This window comes from Vibrio sp. J1-1 (assembly GCF_021728395.1).
Taxonomy (GTDB): domain Bacteria; phylum Pseudomonadota; class Gammaproteobacteria; order Enterobacterales; family Vibrionaceae; genus Vibrio.
This window is the reverse complement of the sequence record NZ_JAKKCM010000001.1, coordinates 48,629-67,874: the sequence shown is the minus strand read 5'-3', so window position 1 is coordinate 67,874 and position 19,246 is coordinate 48,629. Positions and strand designations below refer to the sequence as shown.

Annotated in this window: 20 protein-coding genes and 1 pseudogene; 12 read left to right on the top strand and 9 right to left on the bottom strand. The window is 44.0% G+C overall.

Going from position 1 to position 19,246, the window contains the following annotated elements; all coding sequences use genetic code 11:
* Window positions 1-26 precede the first annotated feature (26 nt).
* Entirely contained in the window at window positions 27-236 is a 210-nt protein-coding gene (locus L3V31_RS00300; protein ID WP_005375625.1) for a cold-shock protein, read from the bottom strand.
* 368 nt (window positions 237-604) lie between these two features.
* On the opposite strand from L3V31_RS00300, the pseudogene L3V31_RS00295 reads away from it, so the two are divergent.
* The 7 genes and pseudogenes from L3V31_RS00295 to L3V31_RS00265 all read left to right on the top strand — a co-directional run bounded on the left by L3V31_RS00295 (window position 605) and on the right by L3V31_RS00265 (window position 6,857).
* Window positions 605-849: pseudogene (locus L3V31_RS00295) on the top strand (ribosome alternative rescue factor ArfA).
* A gap of 226 nt (window positions 850-1,075) precedes the next feature.
* On the top strand, window positions 1,076-1,822 hold the full coding sequence (locus tag L3V31_RS00290; RefSeq protein WP_237313655.1) for an outer membrane lipoprotein-sorting protein: 747 nt from the start codon (window positions 1,076-1,078) through the stop codon (window positions 1,820-1,822).
* Between the two features lie 33 nt (window positions 1,823-1,855).
* Window positions 1,856-3,085, top strand: a complete 1,230-nt coding sequence (locus L3V31_RS00285) for an FtsX-like permease family protein (protein WP_237313654.1) — start codon at window positions 1,856-1,858, stop codon at window positions 3,083-3,085.
* Window positions 3,075-4,310, top strand: coding sequence for an FtsX-like permease family protein (locus tag L3V31_RS00280; protein WP_237313652.1), 1,236 nt, complete (start codon window positions 3,075-3,077; stop codon window positions 4,308-4,310). Before L3V31_RS00285 ends, L3V31_RS00280 begins: the two co-directional genes overlap by 11 nt.
* Window positions 4,310-5,023, top strand: coding sequence for an ABC transporter ATP-binding protein (locus tag L3V31_RS00275; protein WP_237313650.1), 714 nt, complete (start codon window positions 4,310-4,312; stop codon window positions 5,021-5,023). The genes L3V31_RS00280 and L3V31_RS00275 overlap by 1 nt, the downstream gene beginning before the upstream one ends.
* Window positions 5,016-6,224 carry a hypothetical protein gene (locus L3V31_RS00270; RefSeq protein WP_237313648.1) on the top strand — a complete coding sequence of 403 codons (1,209 nt, stop codon included), beginning with the start codon at window positions 5,016-5,018 and terminating at the stop codon, window positions 6,222-6,224. The genes L3V31_RS00275 and L3V31_RS00270 overlap by 8 nt, the downstream gene beginning before the upstream one ends.
* A 156-nt stretch (window positions 6,225-6,380) precedes the next feature.
* Window positions 6,381-6,857: a Dps family protein gene (locus L3V31_RS00265; protein WP_237313646.1), complete on the top strand. Its 477-nt coding sequence runs from the start codon at window positions 6,381-6,383 to the stop codon at window positions 6,855-6,857.
* A 70-nt stretch (window positions 6,858-6,927) separates the two neighbouring features.
* Here L3V31_RS00265 and L3V31_RS00260 read toward each other — a convergent pair whose 3' ends face one another.
* The 4 genes from L3V31_RS00260 to elbB form a co-directional block, all read right to left on the bottom strand.
* Complete coding sequence (locus L3V31_RS00260; RefSeq protein ID WP_237313644.1) at window positions 6,928-7,551, bottom strand: HAD family hydrolase; 624 nt, start codon at window positions 7,549-7,551, stop codon at window positions 6,928-6,930.
* A gap of 65 nt (window positions 7,552-7,616) precedes the next feature.
* On the bottom strand, window positions 7,617-8,693 hold the full coding sequence (locus L3V31_RS00255; protein ID WP_237313642.1) for a PQQ-dependent sugar dehydrogenase: 1,077 nt from the start codon (window positions 8,691-8,693) through the stop codon (window positions 7,617-7,619).
* A gap of 147 nt (window positions 8,694-8,840) precedes the next feature.
* Entirely contained in the window at window positions 8,841-9,989 is a 1,149-nt protein-coding gene (yiaY, locus tag L3V31_RS00250) for an L-threonine dehydrogenase (protein ID WP_237313640.1), read from the bottom strand.
* Between the two features lie 330 nt (window positions 9,990-10,319).
* Window positions 10,320-10,970, bottom strand: coding sequence for an isoprenoid biosynthesis glyoxalase ElbB (gene elbB, locus L3V31_RS00245; RefSeq protein WP_237313638.1), 651 nt, complete (start codon window positions 10,968-10,970; stop codon window positions 10,320-10,322).
* A 265-nt stretch (window positions 10,971-11,235) separates the two neighbouring features.
* On the opposite strand from elbB, the gene yddG reads away from it, so the two are divergent.
* The gene (gene yddG / locus L3V31_RS00240; protein WP_237313636.1) at window positions 11,236-12,180 is read left to right on the top strand and encodes an aromatic amino acid DMT transporter YddG; all 945 of its coding nucleotides are present in this window, start codon (window positions 11,236-11,238) and stop codon (window positions 12,178-12,180) included.
* A 19-nt stretch (window positions 12,181-12,199) separates the two neighbouring features.
* Here the strand turns inward: yddG and L3V31_RS00235 are convergent, their stop codons facing one another.
* Entirely contained in the window at window positions 12,200-13,090 is an 891-nt protein-coding gene (locus tag L3V31_RS00235) for a cation diffusion facilitator family transporter (RefSeq protein WP_237313634.1), read from the bottom strand.
* Between the two features lie 175 nt (window positions 13,091-13,265).
* The gene (locus tag L3V31_RS00230; RefSeq protein WP_237313631.1) at window positions 13,266-14,144 is read right to left on the bottom strand and encodes a LysR family transcriptional regulator; all 879 of its coding nucleotides are present in this window, start codon (window positions 14,142-14,144) and stop codon (window positions 13,266-13,268) included.
* Window positions 14,145-14,429: 285 nt separating this feature from the next.
* Here L3V31_RS00230 and L3V31_RS00225 point away from each other — a divergent pair, with 285 nt between their 5' ends.
* Window positions 14,430-15,044, top strand: coding sequence for a methyltransferase domain-containing protein (locus L3V31_RS00225; RefSeq protein ID WP_346014836.1), 615 nt, complete (start codon window positions 14,430-14,432; stop codon window positions 15,042-15,044).
* Between the two features lie 76 nt (window positions 15,045-15,120).
* Here L3V31_RS00225 and L3V31_RS00220 read toward each other — a convergent pair whose 3' ends face one another.
* Window positions 15,121-17,094 (bottom strand): acetoacetate--CoA ligase, encoded by a 1,974-nt coding sequence (locus L3V31_RS00220; protein ID WP_237313627.1) that lies wholly within the window; start codon window positions 17,092-17,094, stop codon window positions 15,121-15,123.
* Between the two features lie 222 nt (window positions 17,095-17,316).
* Between L3V31_RS00220 and phhA the strand changes: the two genes are divergently transcribed.
* Together phhA and L3V31_RS00210 are read left to right on the top strand one after the other, a co-directional pair.
* Window positions 17,317-18,111, top strand: a complete 795-nt coding sequence (gene phhA, locus L3V31_RS00215; protein ID WP_237313625.1) for a phenylalanine 4-monooxygenase — start codon at window positions 17,317-17,319, stop codon at window positions 18,109-18,111.
* On the top strand, window positions 18,101-18,439 hold the full coding sequence (locus L3V31_RS00210) for a 4a-hydroxytetrahydrobiopterin dehydratase (protein WP_237313623.1): 339 nt from the start codon (window positions 18,101-18,103) through the stop codon (window positions 18,437-18,439). Before phhA ends, L3V31_RS00210 begins: the two co-directional genes overlap by 11 nt.
* Before the next feature lie 112 nt (window positions 18,440-18,551).
* Here L3V31_RS00210 and L3V31_RS00205 read toward each other — a convergent pair whose 3' ends face one another.
* The gene (locus tag L3V31_RS00205; protein ID WP_237314540.1) at window positions 18,552-18,689 is read right to left on the bottom strand and encodes a hypothetical protein; all 138 of its coding nucleotides are present in this window, start codon (window positions 18,687-18,689) and stop codon (window positions 18,552-18,554) included.
* Window positions 18,690-18,893: 204 nt separating this feature from the next.
* Here L3V31_RS00205 and L3V31_RS00200 point away from each other — a divergent pair, with 204 nt between their 5' ends.
* Complete coding sequence (locus tag L3V31_RS00200; RefSeq protein WP_237313621.1) at window positions 18,894-19,238, top strand: HopJ type III effector protein; 345 nt, start codon at window positions 18,894-18,896, stop codon at window positions 19,236-19,238.
* The last annotated feature ends 8 nt before the right edge of the window (window positions 19,239-19,246 follow it).

Sequence of the window (19,246 nt, the reverse complement as noted above, 5' to 3'; positions counted from 1 at the left end):
GGCTACAGTATCAAATTCTTTAAGAATTAAAGTACTTTGATTTGCTCTGCTTGAGGGCCTTTTTGACCTTGAGAGATAACAAATTCTACTTTCTGGCCTTCAACTAGAGTACGGAAGCCGTCACCAGTGATTGCAGAGAAGTGAGCAAAAACGTCAGGACCGTTTTCTTGTTGAATGAAACCAAAGCCTTTAGTTTCGTTGAACCACTTAACTGTGCCAGTAGCTGTGTTAGACATGTCTCTTTTCCTAAATATCTAAATTTGTGTAATCTTTCGCCTCAACGGCGCTTATAGCGTGGAAAAATAAATTGCTATTGCGTACCACAGGACGACGGAGTTACAAGACATCCAACGAAATGTGAAAACAAAGAACTTTCTTTCTAGCCGTGTTTGAGTCTAGGTTAAATACGATAAGAGTCAACAGATATTAGTACTTTAAGGGAAAATATTTGTATGCAGTCACTATTTAATTGTCTAGTTTTAGAGTAATTTTCAATTAAATGACGTCGCTGTGAAATTTTTAAGCATAAATTTTATTTTACTCAATTAAATTGACTTATTTTTCTAATTATTGTCCAATCTGGCCCGACCATTAAGGAGGATTTATGGCAAAGTTAAAAGCTAGTCCTCAGTCGATTGAATTTCAACATGATACTGAATTTGGCAGAGGTAAAATTAAAGATAATGCGCTTAAAGCGGTTGTTACGAGTCAGTTGTTTAAAACGAGAATCGTTAACGCGAAAAAAGGTAAAGGCAGCTTCAGTCGGAAAATGAAGCATAGAGGCAAAGAGCCCTATTCAAAGTTCTCCCTATGTGGATTTTGAATAGGGCTTTTTCTTTAACTAAATAACCCATTCTTAAGGTACAGGCTTCGACTTTCTATGATTGTTGATGCTTGTGGGATCTCATTTTAGTTTTTTAATTTTCCCGCCAGTTTGACTACACATCACACACCTGCTTTTTTCTACCTCACATCACCTAAGCACAATGAGTTCCTTGCTATACTCAATTGAATTTCATGTTTTTATTGTCATTTCTGTTGTCGACGTAAAGCCAGCTTGAGTAAGAGGAGTATTATGTTTAGAGCGTTTGTGATTCTTCTATATGTCATCTCTTCACCACTGGCTTTTGCGGCGACTGCGTTTGAGATCGTCCAGAAGTCGGATCAAACCATGCGAGGTGAATCCAGCTACAGTGAAGCGACGATGGAAATTATCCGGCCAGACTGGCGTCGCTCAATGACGATGAAGAGCTGGACTAAAGGGACCAAACTCTCCTTAGTGTTGGTGACCGCCCCGGCAAAAGATAAAGGCAGTGCGTCACTCAAGCGCTATAGAGAGATGTGGAACTGGGTACCAAGCATTGAACGAATTATAAAGATTGCGCCATCGATGTTGAGCCAGTCATGGATGGGGTCTGATTTCACTAATGACGACCTCATTAACCAGTCCTCTATCGTTGTAGATTACCAACATACTCTACTCGGAGAGGAAACCTTTGACGGAGATAAGGTTTGGCGAATTGATGCCTTAGCTAAGCCTGACGCGCCAGTTGTCTGGAATAAAGTCACACTGTGGATTTCTCAGTCGACTTACTTACAGCGCAAAATCGAGTTTTATGACGAGTTTGATGAGCTGGTCAATGTCATGACGACATTTGACATTAAAACCTTAGGTGGAAGAAAGGTTGCTACCCGGCTGGAAATGCATCCAATAGATAAGCCGGGCAACAAAACAGTGCTTACCACACACCAAGCTCAGTTCGACTTTAAAATTGACGATGACTTTTTCTCTCAACAGCAAATGAAGTTACTGCGGGATTAAGTCGTGTGTCATGACTAGGGAAGGCAATTGCATATGCTGATTAAACTCGCTTGGCGTAATTTATGGCGGCAAAAACGGCGGACGTTACTGACGGCCACAGCATTGGCTTTGGTGCTTTTCCTTTCCCTGATAACCCGTTCTTTTCAAGAGGGGAGTTACACTTCTAATATAAAAAATGCGGCCAAGTTTTATACCGGGCTGATCCAGTTACAAAATCCGGCGTTCAGTGATACTTCGAGTATTGATGATGTTTTGCCACAAACCGAGACCTTTATCTCTTCTGTGAAAGATAACCCAAACATTGATGTTGTTCTGCCAAGAGTTGAGTCGTTTGCTCTTGCCGCTAAAGACGAACATTCAAAAGGTGCTTTGGTGTTGGGTATAGATCCAGAAGCCGAAGACAACTATTCCAGAATCAGTGACAAAATAGTCAAAGGGACTTACATCGCTCCGGGAGAAAGTGCAGTGCTTGTGGGGGGACGGTTGGCCCAGTACCTCCATTTAGACGTTGGCGATGAATTGGTCTTGTATGGTATGGGCTATCACGGACAAACCGCAGCGGGATTGTATCGCGTCGCAGGTATTTTGAATTTCCCGCTACAGCAATTCGATTCTCAATTGGTATACATGCCCCTTGATACAGCTCAGGCGTTGTATTCATTGGATAAACAAGTTACGGCGTGGGTTCTCAATACCGAAAACTTGCGCGGTATATCGAGTGTCGTCGATCAACTGCGCCGAGATTATGGTAGGGACGTCGCGGTGAAAGACTGGCAAGCGCTATCACCTGAGCTTTCGCAACAGATTGCACTCGACAAAGCTGGAGGCATATTTTTAATTTATATCCTATACGGCATTGTTGGCTTTGGTCTGTTTGCCACTATTCTGATGACAACGTTAGAAAGACAGCGTGAGTTTGCAGTTATGCTTGCAACTGGGATGCTGAGAGGCAAACTGATTTCATTGCTGGTGATTGAATCGCTGTTTGTTTCATTCATTGGTGTACTGCTTGGTTTGATGATCAGTGCGCCGGTATTGGTTTACTTTTACTTTAACCCGATTGAAATTACCGGAGAGGCTGCTGAGGTGATGCTAGAAACTGGATTCGAGCCAATTGTACCTGTTTCGCTCGATCCTTATTTAGCATTGACTCAAATCTCGGTGGTGCTCTTTATCCTCTTGTTGTGTCTTCTATATCCTATGGTGCGCCTATTACGCCTCCCTATCGCAAGTGGTCTCAAAGGAGGTTCGCATGTTGATTAAATTAGCGTGGCGCAATCTGTGGAGGAACAAGCTCAGAACGTCAATCATGATAGGCGCCATGGTGTTTGGTCTGATGGGTGTGGTTGCGATGATTGGGTTTATGAACGGCTTGGTTGATAGCATGATAAAAAATGCGATTTCATGGCAAACCAGCCACTTACAGATCCATAAAGACCAGTATCTAGTTAACCCAGAACTGGAACAGACCATTCCAGACGCTCATATCATCGCGACAGCCTTAGCCAATCAGCAACAAGTGAAAGCCGTGTCCGAACGTTTTCTTGTGGATGGAATGATCGCCTCCGCTCGCAGCACACGCGGAATTCGCATCAATGGTATCGACATTATACAAGAGCAGCAGATCACGCCATTGGCTCAGCATATACAGCAGGGGCAATGGCTGGATGAAGAGGGTAGAAATCCTATTTTAGTTTCCCAGAAAACCGCAAAGCGATTAAATCTGCGTGTTGGCTCCAAAGTGATTTTGACGCTTTCGGATATCAATGGTGAAGTCTCTGGTGCGGCTTTTCGGGTAAAGGGTATATTCAAAACACCGTCCACGACCTTTGATGATGGCAACACCTATGTGCGCAAAGCGGATTTGGAAAAAATAGCAGGGTTAAAGGGCGCGCACGAAATTTCCATTCTCCTAAACTCGAATGATGACGACACTTTAGTAAAAACAAAAAGGTTTACTCAGACGCTCCTGACTAATACGACGAAAGATCATTTAGTGGTTAGGAAATGGGAAGAAGTCCAACCCTTACTCGCTACGATGATGAGTTCAATGGATATATCTAATCAGGTCATGCTGGTGGTGTTTGTCTTGGCGATGACGCTGGGCATTATCAATATTATGCTGATGTCGGTATTCGAGCGTACCAGAGAGTTTGGCGTTCTGATGGCTGTCGGTATGCAGCAACACAAAATCCGCGTATTGATAATCTTAGAGACGCTATTTTTGGGGTTGTCAGGTTGTACGTTTGGATTGATTGGCAGTGCGATCATGCTGAAGGTTTTGAGTATTACGGGGTTGTCGCTCAGTGGTCTTGCCGATGGGTTAGGCGCTTACGGTGTAGATACTTTACTGTTCCCAAGAGTGTCTTTTTATGAATACCAGATGATCATTGTGGCGATTTTTGTTGCGAGCCTGCTTGCCGCTTGGTATCCGGCGCGACAAATACTTAAGCAGAGACCTGTGGATGCCATGGCGGAGAAAACTTGATGACGATTAAACTCGAACATTTAACCAAAACCTACAACCCCGACAGTGATTTTCCAGTGCATGCCGTTAAGAGTGTCGATTTGGAAATCAAGCAGGGGGAGTTTGTCGCCATCATGGGGCCCTCAGGTTCGGGGAAAACAACGCTGCTGAATATGCTTGGTGGCATTGACGCACCAACTTCAGGAAGGGTGGAAATTGATGGTTGTCTAATTTCAGGTATGTCGGAGAAAGAACTGATCGCGTATCGAAGAGACAACATCGGTTTTATCTTTCAGGATTACAGTTTGTTGCCCGTGTTAACGGCGCTGGAAAACGTCGAATTTGTTATGCAATTGCAGGGAAAGAGCGAAAGAGAGTGCCGAGAACGTGCTTCCTCGTTACTTGAGCAGGTTGGATTGTCTGAGCAAATGCATAAACGCCCGAGCAAAATGTCGGGTGGGCAACAGCAACGTGTGGCGGTCGCACGTGCACTCGCGCCCAAACCTCGTTTTGTTATGGCGGATGAGCCAACGGCTAATCTAGATGCAAAAAGTACCGCAGAGCTGCTCGATATTATGGAGCAGTTAAGTGAGCAAGAGGGCACGACTTTCATATTCTCCACACATGACCCCAGAGTGATCAAGCGGGCGCATAGAATTATCGTTTTTGAAGATGGACGTTTAGCGAGAGATTTCAGCAATATTGGTAATCATGCGGAGAGAACTCATGCCTAGGCGGAGCTCAAGCCGTTCAAAGCCGAATACGAAAGTTGGTTTCTATTTTTTGTTGGGCTTCCTGTTTCTAACCTCGCAAACTTTCGCCACGATTCCAGGTATCGAGCCTGAAAAAGCATGGGACTTTGATGGTTATATCAAGTACATGGCAACTTATAATATTGCCGATAATCACAGTAATACGCTCGATCACCTGATTCATAATCGCTTCAACCTTGAATATCGATTTTCACCAAGCTGGCGTATTAATGTCGGGATGAGAAACCGTGCTTTGTGGGGCGACTCACTCGATATTGCCCAATATCCTGAGCTGGTTGCATTGGATAACGGATACTTTGACCTGAGCAAAAACTGGCGTGACGAGAGCGTAATCCTCAATACTCAGTTGGATAGGCTCTATATCACTTGGCGTCAGGAAGAATGGAGCGCAATGGCGGGTCGGTTTCGCGTTAATTGGTCGATGAATACGATCTGGAACCCAAACGATATCTATAATGCCTACTCAATTTATGACTTTGACTATGAAGAGAGAGCGGGTACAGATGCGCTGATGGTGAGTAAGAGGCTGGGGTTTGCTGATGGCATCGATTTAATTTTCGCACCAGTTGAGTCGCCAGATAAGAATAGTGTCTCGTTGCGCTATTTTGCGAACAATTCGGGCTGGGACTATCAGGTGATTGCTGGGCGCACAAGCCGGGACTTTGTGCTAGGAGCTGGGTTTGCAACGGACATCTACGAAGCGGGTTTACGTGGGGAGCTCTCATGGTTTGATCCGATAGAACCGGAATACCAAGGCGAGCTGACTCAATCATCTATGGTAGGGAGCCTTGAATCCGACTACAGTTTTGGAGGAAAGCGCAGTTGGCTAGGGCGTGTGGCGTGGTTATTTATTTCGGAGCCTGTTGACGCTTCCAGCGCACTAGCCTATCTAAACTTACCTCTAAACGCGAAAACCCTGAGTTTTACCCGGCACACGCTTTACGCTGATGTGAGCTTTGATCTGACTTCCCTTAATCGCCTGATGGCATCCGTAAGTTACTATGATGACGGTTCCTATTTTGCGGGTCTTTCGAGCAATTACTCTCTTGCTAATGACTGGCAGCTACTCACTGTAGTGCAATGCTTTACCGGTGAAGGTGACAGCTTGTTTGGTGAGACACCCGCTACACTATTGTTTGCGAACATTCGCTACAGCTTTTAATGCGACCATTCATTTATCCAGATGGGGATAACTATAGAATTTACTTATCAAAGCTATAGCCAGAACCGAATTTCGCTTGCCAACGCTTAGATCTAATATAACTCCATCAGCAGAAAGCACTGCTACTTATATGAATTACATCAACAGGAGCAAGATATGAGCACACAAGTAAGCCTAATTGGTCTAGATCGTCAACACTCTGAGCAACTAGCACAACAGCTAAATAAACTACTTGCCCATTACCAAGTGTTGTACATGAATACTCGCGGTTACCACTGGAACATCAAAGGCCATCAGTTCTTTGAGTTACATGTGAAATTTGAAGAAATCTATACCGACCTACAATTAAAAATTGATGAGCTTGCAGAACGTATTTTGACATTAGGTCACACTCCAGCACATGCTTTCAGCCATTATCTGCAATCAAGCGAAATAAAAGAGCACCAAAACGCAACATCGGGTGACGACTGCGTCAAAGGTTTGGTTGATGGCTTCGGTATCCTTCTGCTTAATCAGCGTGAAATTCTATTCAACGCTGGAGAGGCGGGTGATGAAGGTACGGCAGCATTGATGGGCGATTACATTCGCGAGCAAGAAAAACTGATGTGGATGCTTAACGCCTACCTTCAGTAAGGCTTGGCAATGTATCGGGAAATAAGACAAAAGAGCACTGAGGTGCTCTTTTTTACGTTTACAAAGCTGGCTAGCTGTTTTGTCCTAACAAAGACGATTCGAAGTAAATCAACAGATCAGTGAGCTCTTTTACCGCAAGGGAAGCGGAAGAGTGGAACTCAGTTAGATTTCCATGGTGGACAAGGCAAGAGGGCATTTGTGCATTGTAGGCCGCCTGTAGGTCATATAGGTAGTCACCGACGTAAAGCACTTCATTTGGCATCAATCGCCACTCTTTTGCTAGTACTTGCAAAGATAAAGGGTCGGGTTTTGGTGGATAGCATTCGCGCGTGATCACTCGCTCAACTTCTATCTGATTATGCTCAAGCTTACGTTGGGTGGCAATTTGGCAATTACGTGTCACGATGGCGGTTTTCATTGCTTTTTGGTTCAAATACGCCAGAAGTTCATGACAGCCTGTCATTGGTGAAGATTGTTCGGCATCGGAGATTTCGTGATCAAAAATCACATTGTGTGCATGCTCTTTATGATGAGGATGTTCCAGTTTTTCTACAAAGTCTAATAAGTCTTCTGACTTCGGACACCCTAGTTGCTGGCGCAGAGTTTGAAAGTTCATATCGGAGCTCACAAGGGTGTTATCTAAATCAAAAATAACGGCTTTAATTTTATCGACGACCAATGGGAAAGGGACCATTCTGACCTCATGAACATAATATAAAGTATTTTAAAACAGTAGCTTAATTATAGGCTAAATTTGATTCACTTCTGCTCTAGACGAAAAATTTTCCCTGTGTCGGTCGAAAAATAGAGATAATCGTCGGGACTGATCGTGATGTCTCGGATTCGCTCTCCAAGATCGTCCATCAGGCGTTGATATTCAGTCAGTTTTCCATTCTCGATAGAAACCACATTGAGGTGCGTAAGTTTAAGCGCTCCCGCGACAATTTTCCCGTCTAGGTCAGGGTATCTGTTACCTCGATACAACACTAAATTACTTGGTGCGATAGAAGGGATATAGACCAGTTTGGGATCTTCCATACCCTGCAGGGATTTCGCTTCGCCGACATCAAGCGGCCCCCAATATTCTTTTCCTTGAGAGACTCTAGCCCAGCCATAGTTCGTCCCTTTTTTGATCAGGTTAATTTCATCACCACCTCTTGGGCCGTGTTCGATTGACCAAAGCTGATTTGTTGCTTGGTCATAGTACAAGCCCTGAGGGTTGCGATGACCATAACTCCAAATCTCAGGTTTTACGTCAGACTCAGTGAAAGGATTGTCTGTAGGGACGGTACCGTCTAGATTTAAACGCAGAATTGACCCAGCATGAGTTTGTCTATTTTGCCCGTTATCACGATCACCACGATCCCCTATAGAGAAGTAAACTTTGTTTTCGACAAACGCTATGCGGCTCCCAAAGTGTCGTCCGGTATCAGTAATCGCATCAGCAACAAACAGATCTTTCCATGCTGTCAGTTGATTGTTTTGTAACGTCGCAGTTGCGAGAGCAACCGTGTTTCCTTTGCTGGTTCGCTTACTATAAGTAAAGAATAGCTTTGGTCGACTTTTATCTGAATTTGGTGCAAGGGCTACGTCAAGCAAGCCAGCTTGGCCAGTGCTACTGACGCCGGAGACAGAATAGAGCTTTTTCCGCTGACCCGATTCGACATTCAGCAATGAAATGGTACCGTTTTTCTCGTTAACTACGGCCTGTTTCTCATCTATAAATTCTATTCCCCAAGGAACATTGAATCCGTTCGCCACTTCTTTTGCCTCATAATCGGCAGCGTGGCTGGAAAAGGAGAAACAAACGAGCAGGGTGGTGATAACAGTTTTCATAGCTGTGTCCAATTTAGAGCGTGTTTGTTTCTAAAAATTAACACCATAACGACAGTTTTGTCAGAAAATGTTTTGTATAAAGATGTAAAAATCCCCGACATGAGATCGGGGATTGTACGACATTACTTGAGTGAACTCCGATTCGATTTACATCGCGGCTTCGAATATTGCAGAGATCTCATCATGAGTGGCTTGTTTTGGGTTAGTGAAGCCACAAGCGTCTTTTAGTGCGTTATCAGCCAAGGTCGGGATGTCTTCTAACTTCGCACCAAGTTCTTTGATGCCAGCAGGAATACCAACGTCTTTCGCAAGTGTCACTATTGCGTCGATAGCAGCTGCAGCACCTTGCTCTGGTGACATGCCTTCAACGTTGACGCCCATTGCTTTCGCCACATCAGTCAGACGTTCTGGGCAGACTTGTGCATTGTAGCGTTGTACATGAGGGAGCAAGATTGCATTACATACACCGTGTGGCAGGTCGTAGAAACCACCTAGCTGGTGCGCCATCGCGTGAACGTAACCAAGTGATGCGTTGTTAAATGCCATGCCTGCCATGAACTGCGCGTACGCCATTTGTTCACGCGCTTCCAGGTTCTCACCATTTTTCACTGCCGTGCGTAGATGTGCCTGAATCAGTTCAATGGCTTTAATTGCAACCGCGTCAGTAATCGGAGTGGCTGCAATCGATACGTAAGCTTCAATAGCGTGAGTCAGTGCATCCATACCGGTTGCAGCCGTCAGAGAAGCTGGTTTTGCGAGCATCAGTTCAGCGTCGTTTACTGAGATCAGCGGCGTTGTGTGTTTATCTACGATTGCCATCTTAATGTGACGCTCTTCATCGGTAATGATACAGAAGCGTGTCATTTCTGATGCGGTACCAGCAGTCGTGTTGATCGCGATAAGTGGCAGCATTGGTTTTGCAGATTGGTCAACGCCTTCGTAATCTGAAATGTGTCCACCGTTTGCTGCTACGAGTGCGATACCTTTCGCACAGTCGTGTGGTGAGCCACCGCCAAGTGAGATTACAAAGTCACACTGGTTCTCTTTTAAAAGTGCTAAGCCGTCTTGAACGTTGTTAATCGTTGGGTTTGGCTGAGTGCCATCGAACACCACGGTTGCGACACTTCTTTCGTTAAGAAGGCCTTGAACCTGCTCAACCACACCGATTTGATTAAGGATTTTATCGGTAACGATCAACCCTTTTTTAAAGCCTTGTGATTGAATACTGTCCGCTGCGTCTTTAAGACAGCCTGCGCCCATTAGGTTTACCGTAGGGATAAAAAATGCACTAGTCATATTGGATTGCTCCGTCGTTCTTTATAGGTTTTTATTAATTGGAAATTACTGTCGCACACCTTTTTCGGGTCCCAACTTGATACAAAACAATCTAAGCCAGCTGAGACTCGTTTCAATGCAGGAATTGTGACAGCGATCTTGTTGCACAGCATGTGGGTGCAACACAACTATAACGTAGCTTAAATATGAAACTAGTAACGTAAAAAATTGTTAATAATGAAGATCTATTGATGATTTATATCTAAATTAGACTAAAGTATAAGAAACCCTCATTGATATTAGATTTATCAATGAGGATGAGAAGTGAGTTTTTAAGTTATATATCAATAATTATGCGATTTCGATAAGCTTTGATACTAACTTTTCGATGCCAGAGGCGGCTTGAGAGATATTTTCGGCTAACATATAAGCCGGGGTAGAAAGTACCTTGTGTTGTTCGTCAAAAACAAACTCTTCTACGGGGCATTCAATATGTTCACCACCCATTTGGTTGAAGGCAGCAGATGTCGCTTCATCATTACCCACCGTCCCTTTTACGCCCTGCTCATAAATCATTGGGATAATGACAGGGGAGATACACAGGTAAGCGGCAGGTTTGTTGGCATGAGCAAATGCACGGCAGGCTTGTGCAACGTGGGTGTTGATAGAGCACTCAGCCCCAGATACAGCAAAGTCCGTTAAGTTTTTCGCTGCACCAAAGCCACCAGGTAGAAGTAACGCGTCGAAATCTTCAACATGTAATCGTTCCACGTCTTCAATATTTCCTCGCGCGATACGTGCTGACTCCACCAAGACATTTCTGGTTTCATCCATTTCTTCGCCAGTCAGATGATTAATGACATGCAACTGGTCGATATTAGGCGCGAAGCAATGCCAAGTTGCGCCCTCTTTCTCAATGGCGTGGAGTGCTAATACAGCTTCATGCAACTCTGTTCCGTCGTAAACACCAGAGCCGCTGAAGATAACTGCGATTTTTTTCATTTGAGAGTCCCTTTAGTCTGAGTATTCTGTCTGTTGCTCGTTATTTATACAGACTGATTATTTTCCACAATTTTACTTGTGTCTTCTTTTCATCATAGTCGCTGACTAAAGAGGGGTTAAGCAGAATGTGTAAAAAGTATTTTATATTTGTTCCAAACTCGTAACGGAATAATTTCATTACTGATTTTTATAGCATTGTTTGTTGAAGCGGTACCGTTTTGCGTTAAGCTGAAGCCTACTTTGGCGTTTATAAGTAGTAGGTCAAATGAAGTCTGCGCAATTTCAATTCACGCTTTATGGCTGTATTGCCATCCTCTCTTGGAGCTGTTTACTGGGTATTGCCAGATTGGTGACAGAGAGCCTGGGACCCGTCGGTGGTGCGGCCATGTTGTATTCTGTCAGCTCAATTTTTCTGATTGTGGTGGTGGGGCTCCCAAGGCTTTCTCACTTTTCTGCTAAGTATCTTATCTTCGGCGGAGCTCTGTTTGTCTGTTATGAGATTTTTCTCGCTTTGGCGCTGGGATATTCCAACTCGCGTGCACAGGCGATAGAAATCTCTATTGTGAATTACCTCTGGCCAGCGTTGACGGTTCTATTTGCTGTATTAGGCAGTAATAAGAAGTCAAACTGGTTGCTTTATCCTGCTGTGTTTCTTGCTTTCTTTGGTGTCGCATGGACAGTGAGTGGCGATAACGGCTTATCGTTGCAGCAAATAATGACCAACATTAATAGCAACCCGTTGGTTTACTTTATGGCCATGGCTGGTGCCGTGATCTGGGCGGTATACTGCAACCTTACTCAAAGGCAACAGTCTAAACATAATGCAATTACGCTGTTCTTTATCGCCACTGCCGTATCTTTGTGGGTGAAATTTTTACTAACGGATCAACCAGCGATGACATTCTCTTGGTCTGCAATGGGTTACTTGCTAGCTTCTTCGGCTTTGATGGCGGGAGGCTATGGATTGTGGAACGTCGCGATTGTTGGCGGAAATATGGTATTTCTCGCAACGCTGTCTTACTTCACCCCCATATTTTCCGCTCTATTTTCTTCAGTCATTCTCGGAGTAACGTTGAGCCAGAGCTTTTGGCATGGTGTGGTGATGGTAACGGTTGGCTCTCTGTTGTGTTGGCTGGTAACAAAAGAGAAGCGTGAAGTTGCGGTGGAAAAGGATCTCGCAGCGGTAAATACAGAAAAGCTCCCGAATTAGGGAGCTTTTTAACTGCGTACTAAGCCACGTTTAGCTGTAACTGTAGCTTAAACCTATGTTTAGATAAGCGTGTCGTTAGCTGCTTACGCGTCTTCTCTAACGTATCCAATGCCAGAGTATCGTCGTCGACATGCAGATCAATGTTCACTCGTAGCTCTTGCCCAACTTTGGTGATGCCCGCCACTTTAAGCTGGTGGTCTGACACTTTCTCGATCTCTAGTACATCGTTACCAACCACCTGACATAGCTCTTTGCTTGGTGTCATCATCAGCAGTTCTCGCAATGCGCCACACAACATATCAAACGGCACTTTCAAAAAGTAGAAGCCCATTAACAGCATCATCAGTGGATCAGCATAAGCGGCGTATTGAGCGAATGGAGACAAGGACACTAACCATGCGGCTACAAAACCTACTGTGACTGCGACACTCAACAAGGTGTCCATTTGCCATTGTTTTTTCTCTGCTTCGATTAGACCTGATGAGTAGCGACGGCTTCTTTTTGCCATAAACCACCATGCATAACCACAACCAAAAACGTTTACAACACCAAAGATTGTCGCAATCGATGCGTCTACTTCTCGACCGCCTGTCATCAGTGCGGAAATCGCAGAGTAAAGAGAAAATAGTACAACAATCAGAATAACTGTTGCCTTGATCGCAATAACGATTGGCTCTAGTACCGCTTTACCAAATGGAAACACCGACTTCGATGGCTTGCTAATGTAGTAAGAGGCTGCCAGTGACAATAATGTTAACAGTAAGCTGACTAAAGAGTAGACACCATCAAAAACGATCACAATCGAGCCAACAAGCAAGCCTAGCACCATACCACCAGCAGCGAAGCCTGAAGCTAAAAGGGCTGAAATGGTTAAAATATGGTTTTCGTTTCTGCTTGTCCTGACACACATGAAATATACCTTGTAGTTTTTATGCCGCTATATTCTTTGCTTATAAGGCTATTTAGGCAACCAGAATTTGACCAGTAACCAGTCATATAAGAGGGGGTTTATTTATTTTTTAATAAAAACAATGAGATATGATTGATTTATGCTGTCACGAAAGTTGACACTCAGTGCGAGATGTTTAGAAGTCAAACAAATAATCGCTCAGTTTATCGGCTAGCCACGTCATTGCAGGGTGCTCAATTTGACCATTTGTCGAAAACATACAGTAGTCTTCTTGTGTTAAACCGTAGGTGTGCTTAATGACCGCCAACTTTTGTTGACGTAAATAGTGGCGAATTAAGGGCTCTGGTAAAACGCCCCACGCATCCTCTTCTAAGATAGTGCTCAACATGTAATCAAAACTTGAGAAGCCGATGTAGCGTGTTGAGAAAGGCTGTAACTCTGGGTTGTCTTTCTCATTTAAGTAAACCATCAGAGCTTGCATTTGGCTGCGCAGCTCTTCATCAGAGACGCGACGCATTTTGCTTAATCGGTGATCGGCGCTACACACTGACATCATGCGTATTTTACCTAATGGGTTATAGACGATATGTGGATCGTCGACTCGCTCGTAATCAACACCAAAGGCAAAGTCCACTTGATGAGTGCTCACTAGGTTGGCTAAGTCACCACTTGATGCGAGGATGATGTTAAACGTGGTTGAAGGGAAACGGTTGTTCAGCTTGTGTGATAGGTCTTGCCACAAATCGTCGGGTAGGGAGTCATCTCGGGCAACCCATACTTCTGCATTGAAACCCTCAGAGATCTGGCCGCAAGTTTTACGAATGCGTTGCGCTATCACTAAAAGGTATTCACAGTCTTTGTAAATGGCTTTTCCGGCTTCAGACAACGTGAGTTGGTTGCCCGTTCGGGTGAATAACTCGACATCGAGATCCTTTTCCAACGCTTTGATCGACATACTGAGTTTGGTTCGGTTACAGTCCAACTGCCGTGCAGCTTCGGATACAGACCCACAATCAGCGATAGTACAGAAAGCTTCTACTTGCGTTAAGTTCATGATTTGACACAACCGAAAAGTAATTTGAAATCAATAGGGATACGATAGAGAACGATTCCCAAAGCTGTGAAAGGTTAACGAAAAAAACATAATTTCGCCAGATAAGTCTATGGTCTTTTTGTGGTTTTGGGGTACCCTATACCAAGTATGCGTTGATATAAGTGTTGACGCTAAAAGGAAGTTAGCCAAGGTGAGACTTCTTGTGTCACGCTAAAAGTGTTTTGCGCTTTGTAATAGAGAATAGAATCGTTCTCTTCGTAACTAAAACACTTTCGGCGTCACACGGTGAGATGTGAGATATCAGAAGTGAACATGGAGGCCACGATGGCACAAGATTGGGACGACTTAGCAAAGAGTTGGGAATCAAATCCCGCAACCTCGCAATTTGCTCAGTCAGTGTTTGAACAGTTACAACAGTTAACTCAGCTTGATGGCATTAAAGTACTAGATTTTGGATGCGGAACCGGGCAATTAAGCCAGTTATTGTCCCCAATGGTTAAAGATATCGTGGCACTAGATGCATCTGAAGAGATGATCGAAGAGTTAGATAAAAAAGAACTGGCGAATGTAGAGCCAGTTGTTGACACCTTATCTCGAGGTCTTGCTGCGCAGCACCCTGCTTTTCGTGGGCAATTTGATCTAGTCGTTGCATCATCAGTTTTAGCATTTTTAGATGATGCAGGTTCAGCATTAAGCATTTCGCATTCATTACTTAACCAGGGTGGTTATTTCGTTCATTTTGATTTTGTCGCAGACTCAGGGCAAGACGGCTTTACTGTAGCGAAATCACAATCTGCTCTCGTTAAAGCGGGTTTTACTGACGTAGAGACAAAGTCGGTATTTGAAATTACGTCAGATGGCAAAACAATGTCTGTGCTAATGGGTGTTGGTCGTCGCTAGACCGCGATAAGAACATCAAAAAGCGAGCATCGGAGCTCGCTTTTTATTTGCTTACAACTTTCGTCTCAAGATTCAATTAGGCTGACACGAGCTTTTTTATCTCATCTAAAACTTGTGCGTTTGCTATGGCGCCGATGTTTTCCACGTCTCTGCCATTGATCACTTGTTTAACTGCAAGTTCGACTAATTTTCCCGATCTGGTTTTCGGTATGTCACTAATAGCAAAAATTTCACTAGGCACGTGCCTTGCTGAGCAGGCAGACTTGAGCTGAGCTTTGATTTTCGCAATCATGTCATCGTTTAATGTGTTGCTACTCGCTAACTGAACAAACAGCCATATCTGCTCGTTTCTATCCACTTCTTTTCCGACGGCGATTGAATCGACAATACCTTCTATCGAATTAACCTGCTGGTAAATTTCTGCCGTGCCTATTCTTACTCCTCCGGGATTTAACGTTGTGTCACTGCGTCCATAGAATACATAACCACCCGTTGAAGCATTTCTTTCTACATCGTCGCCGTGATGCCAAACATTATCGAATTTGTCCCAGTACGCTCTATGGTAACGCTCGCCGGTGTCATCCCAGAATTTAACTGGGAAATTCGGTATTGAATTGGCACACACTAACTCACCTCGTTTACCAACAATATCTTGCCCTTGTGGATTGAATACTCTTGTATCCACGCCCAAACCCGCACACTGACATTCACCACGGTAAACCGGAGAGATAGGATTACCCAACACGAAACAACCACAGATATCGGTACCACCAGAAATGGAGGCTAAATGCACATCCTTTTTCAGATGTTGATAAACGTAATCAAATTGCTCGGGATAAAGCACGGAGCCTGTTGAACATATAGTCTTCAGTGATGGGTACGGGTCGCTGCTTTGATTGGAATAGCCCGCTTTCTCCATCGCTTCCAGGTATTTTGCCGACGTACCAAAAAGTGAGACTTCAGCGTTTTTAGCCAGGTTCCACAATACCTTGTGATTAGGGTACATCGGGCTGCCATCAAAAATGACTAGACACGCGCCGCTTGCTAAGGAGGAAACATGCCAGTTCCACATCATCCATCCACAGGTGGTGTAATAAAACACGCGATCTTCAGGCTGAATATCGCAATGAAGTTGATGCTCTTTAACGTGGTTGAGCAGGGTTCCCCCAACAGAATGTACGATACACTTCGGTTTTCCAGTTGTGCCTGAAGAGTAGAGTATGAATAGCGGGTCATTAAAGTTGATACGTGTATAAGTAACAGGTTGTGAAGGATATTGATTTAAAATGTATTGCCAATCTTGGGTACAAACATCACATTCGTAGCTACGAGGATTTAGATAGTTGATCTGGCAAACGTGCTTGAGTCCATCTAAATGATCGGAGATATGATGGTTTTTATCCGTCATATCGAACACTTTGCCGTTAAATGTGTAACCATCGCAAGTGAACAGCACTTTAGGTTTTACTTGACCGAAGCGTTCCAAGACGCTGTCTATGCCAAAGTCTGGGGACGTGGCAGTCCAAGTCGCACCAAGACTGGTCGTCGCTAGCATTGCAATCACGGTTTGAGGCAGGTAGGGCAGGTATCCAGCAACAACATCGCCTTTTTTGACACCACAATCTTGCAGCCATCGCTGTATGCTAGACACTTCATCACAGAGCGCTTGCCATGTATAAGTTTGTCGCTCTCCGCGCTCGTTTTCGAACCAAATCGCAATATCATTGGGGTTGTGATACGCAAAACTAAGAAGGTTTTCCGCATAATTAATTTGGGCATCAGGAAACCAGCTTGCGTCGCGGTTGGGAACCGGCTGCTGCCATTTACTCTCAGCTTGGCATTTTACTGTTTCACCCGAGTTTCCAATCACATCACAAAACAGCCAAACTTCTCGCCAAAACTGTTCGGAATGATCCAGTGACCATTGATGCAGTTCGGCATAGCTTTTTATGTCATTCCCTTGTCTGTTTATGTGGTCAATAAACTGGGTGATATTGGCTTGTTCGATGCGGCTCTCGCTCGGTTGCCATAATTTGTTGTACTCGCGCATAGGTTCCTTCTATAACAAGCTGATAACACATTAAGTCTGAAAGCAATCGCTAACAATGTCAAACTTGCACTGAAGTATTTGATGTTAGCAATATCATAGTCTTACGTGTGAATGTAAATAATTTATTACACTAGAATGAGAGGGCGAAAATGGTTTAGGGATTGGAAGCAGTAAGGAGTACGGATAGGCTTAATGTAAAGGATTTGTTAATGGAGAAAGGTCATGACTCAATATCATTCTAAGCCTGTTGACCAGGATGGAAGGGTGGAATGGAGCCTCGAAGAAGATGCGATTTGGCGCGACTTAGTTGCGAGACAGATGAGTGTGATTCAAAACCGTGCTTGTCAGGCTTATTTGCATGGTTTGACACTGCTCGATTTACCCGAGGATCATGTCCCACAGATTCCTGAGATTAATCGCGTACTGATGGAGACGACGGGATGGCAAGTTGAGCCTGTTCCTGCGCTTATCGATTTCGACCGGTTTTTCAATTTATTAGGGAATAAACGCTTTCCAGTGGCGACGTTTCTGCGTAGTCGTGAAGAGTTTGACTATTTGCAAGAGCCAGACTTCTTCCATGAGATATTTGGCCACTGTGCCATGCTGACCAACCCAGATTTCGCCGCGTTTACGGAGCACTATGGGCAGTTGGGTCAAGCTGCGACTCCGAAGCAGAGAGCTTATCTTGCTCGATTATATTGGTTTACCGTCGAGTTCGGCCTAGTCAAAGAAGGCGATCAGACCAAGATTTATGGTGGCGGTATTCTCTCTTCTCCGGGCGAAACTATCTATTCGCTTGAAAGTGATGATGCGATTCGTGAGGGTTTTGATTTACAAACCGTCCTGAGAACACCTTATCGCATCGATATCATGCAACCGAAATACTATGTAATAGACGATTTTTCACAGCTTTATCAAATCAGTCAATTAAACCTATTAAAACAAGCCGATATGGCTATTGGGGCCGGATTGTTGCCACCATTATTTGAACCAAAGGAACCTGCTCATGTTGAATGAACAAAAATGCGAAGCTTGTAGTCTTGATGCCATTGCACTGAGTAACGAGGAGCGACAGTCACTGCTGTTACAACTTACTGATTGGCAGATTGTTGAAAGAGAGGGGATTCCTCAGTTAGAAAAAGTGTATAAGTTTAAAAATTTTAAGCAGGCTTGGGCGTTTAGTAATGAAGTAGCTGAACTGGCTGAAGATGAATTTCATCATCCGTCGATCTTGCTGGAGTGGGGTAAAGTGACTGTGACTTGGTGGAGTCACTCGATAAAAGGGCTACACAAGAACGACTTTATCTGTGCATCGAAATGTGACGCTCTGGCTCTCGCTGAGTAATCGAAGCCCTGTTTTATATACAACAGCGCCCGAGCTTCAGTTCGGGCGTTGTTGTTAAAGCAAATTAGTTAGAGCAACTTAGGTACAGCCACTTAACTAAAGCAATCTAGCGTTAAAGCTCGATACGGTAGACAGACGTCGTGCCCGACACTTCATTCCCTACCGCGATAAAGTGACCACTGTTACGAGTGAGGTAGTTTATCGTCACTGCGAGCATCACCACTGCTATTGCTTTAAATGGGGTGGACATGATATCTCCTTATCAATCCGATACAATGTTGCTCAATGCATAATTTTCTAATAAATATTCACTAATAAGCGTGAATGCTTTGAAGCATTGATTGACGTATGTTTTGGTAAGGCTATGAATATATGTATGATTAATGACTCTTATATTGGCTTTTTATTAAACAAATATGTCACGGATATGATGACATAACAATTTGGAATTAAAATGGAACTACAACAATTTTTGGATGCAGTGGCGTCAACACCAGAAAATATCGAATTTGAAACAACGATGGCAGTAATTGAAGCGAATTACGACTTCACGCCGACTGCTTTTATCAATGGTGCAACGGAAAACGGATCTGGTGAGAACAATGGTTCATGCAAAATCTTCGCATTTGGCTTGCTAAATAACCTAGATAAAGAAGCGACGTTGGCTTGTTTTGGTCGTTTTTACCGTGAAGATGTTCTACTACATCCAGAAAATGAAGATCATCAGAACATTCGTAACTTTATGGTGAGCGGATGGGATGGTGTGAAGTTTGAATCGCCAGCGCTTGAAGCTAAGTAATCAAATTG

Bases quoted from the DNA above. Each gene is read 5' to 3' on its own strand.
- L3V31_RS00270 (WP_237313648.1), top strand. From the start codon at position 5,016: ATGCCTAGGCGGAGCTCAAGCCGTTCAAAGCCGAATACGAAAGTTGGT.
- L3V31_RS00255 (WP_237313642.1), bottom strand. From the start codon at position 8,693: ATGAAAACTGTTATCACCACCCTGCTCGTTTGTTTCTCCTTTTCCAGC.
- L3V31_RS00200 (WP_237313621.1), top strand. From the start codon at position 18,894: ATGGAACTACAACAATTTTTGGATGCAGTGGCGTCAACACCAGAAAAT.
- L3V31_RS00290 (WP_237313655.1), top strand. From the start codon at position 1,076: ATGTTTAGAGCGTTTGTGATTCTTCTATATGTCATCTCTTCACCACTG.
- L3V31_RS00210 (WP_237313623.1), top strand. From the start codon at position 18,101: ATGTTGAATGAACAAAAATGCGAAGCTTGTAGTCTTGATGCCATTGCA.
- L3V31_RS00285 (WP_237313654.1), top strand. From the start codon at position 1,856: ATGCTGATTAAACTCGCTTGGCGTAATTTATGGCGGCAAAAACGGCGG.
- L3V31_RS00260 (WP_237313644.1), bottom strand. From the start codon at position 7,551: ATGGTCCCTTTCCCATTGGTCGTCGATAAAATTAAAGCCGTTATTTTT.
- yiaY (WP_237313640.1), bottom strand. From the start codon at position 9,989: ATGACTAGTGCATTTTTTATCCCTACGGTAAACCTAATGGGCGCAGGC.
- L3V31_RS00300 (WP_005375625.1), bottom strand. From the start codon at position 236: ATGTCTAACACAGCTACTGGCACAGTTAAGTGGTTCAACGAAACTAAA.
- L3V31_RS00230 (WP_237313631.1), bottom strand. From the start codon at position 14,144: ATGAACTTAACGCAAGTAGAAGCTTTCTGTACTATCGCTGATTGTGGG.
- L3V31_RS00280 (WP_237313652.1), top strand. From the start codon at position 3,075: ATGTTGATTAAATTAGCGTGGCGCAATCTGTGGAGGAACAAGCTCAGA.
- L3V31_RS00220 (WP_237313627.1), bottom strand. From the start codon at position 17,094: ATGCGCGAGTACAACAAATTATGGCAACCGAGCGAGAGCCGCATCGAA.
- elbB (WP_237313638.1), bottom strand. From the start codon at position 10,970: ATGAAAAAAATCGCAGTTATCTTCAGCGGCTCTGGTGTTTACGACGGA.
- yddG (WP_237313636.1), top strand. From the start codon at position 11,236: ATGAAGTCTGCGCAATTTCAATTCACGCTTTATGGCTGTATTGCCATC.
- L3V31_RS00265 (WP_237313646.1), top strand. From the start codon at position 6,381: ATGAGCACACAAGTAAGCCTAATTGGTCTAGATCGTCAACACTCTGAG.
- phhA (WP_237313625.1), top strand. From the start codon at position 17,317: ATGACTCAATATCATTCTAAGCCTGTTGACCAGGATGGAAGGGTGGAA.
- L3V31_RS00205 (WP_237314540.1), bottom strand. From the start codon at position 18,689: ATGTCCACCCCATTTAAAGCAATAGCAGTGGTGATGCTCGCAGTGACG.
- L3V31_RS00235 (WP_237313634.1), bottom strand. From the start codon at position 13,090: ATGTGTGTCAGGACAAGCAGAAACGAAAACCATATTTTAACCATTTCA.
- L3V31_RS00275 (WP_237313650.1), top strand. From the start codon at position 4,310: ATGACGATTAAACTCGAACATTTAACCAAAACCTACAACCCCGACAGT.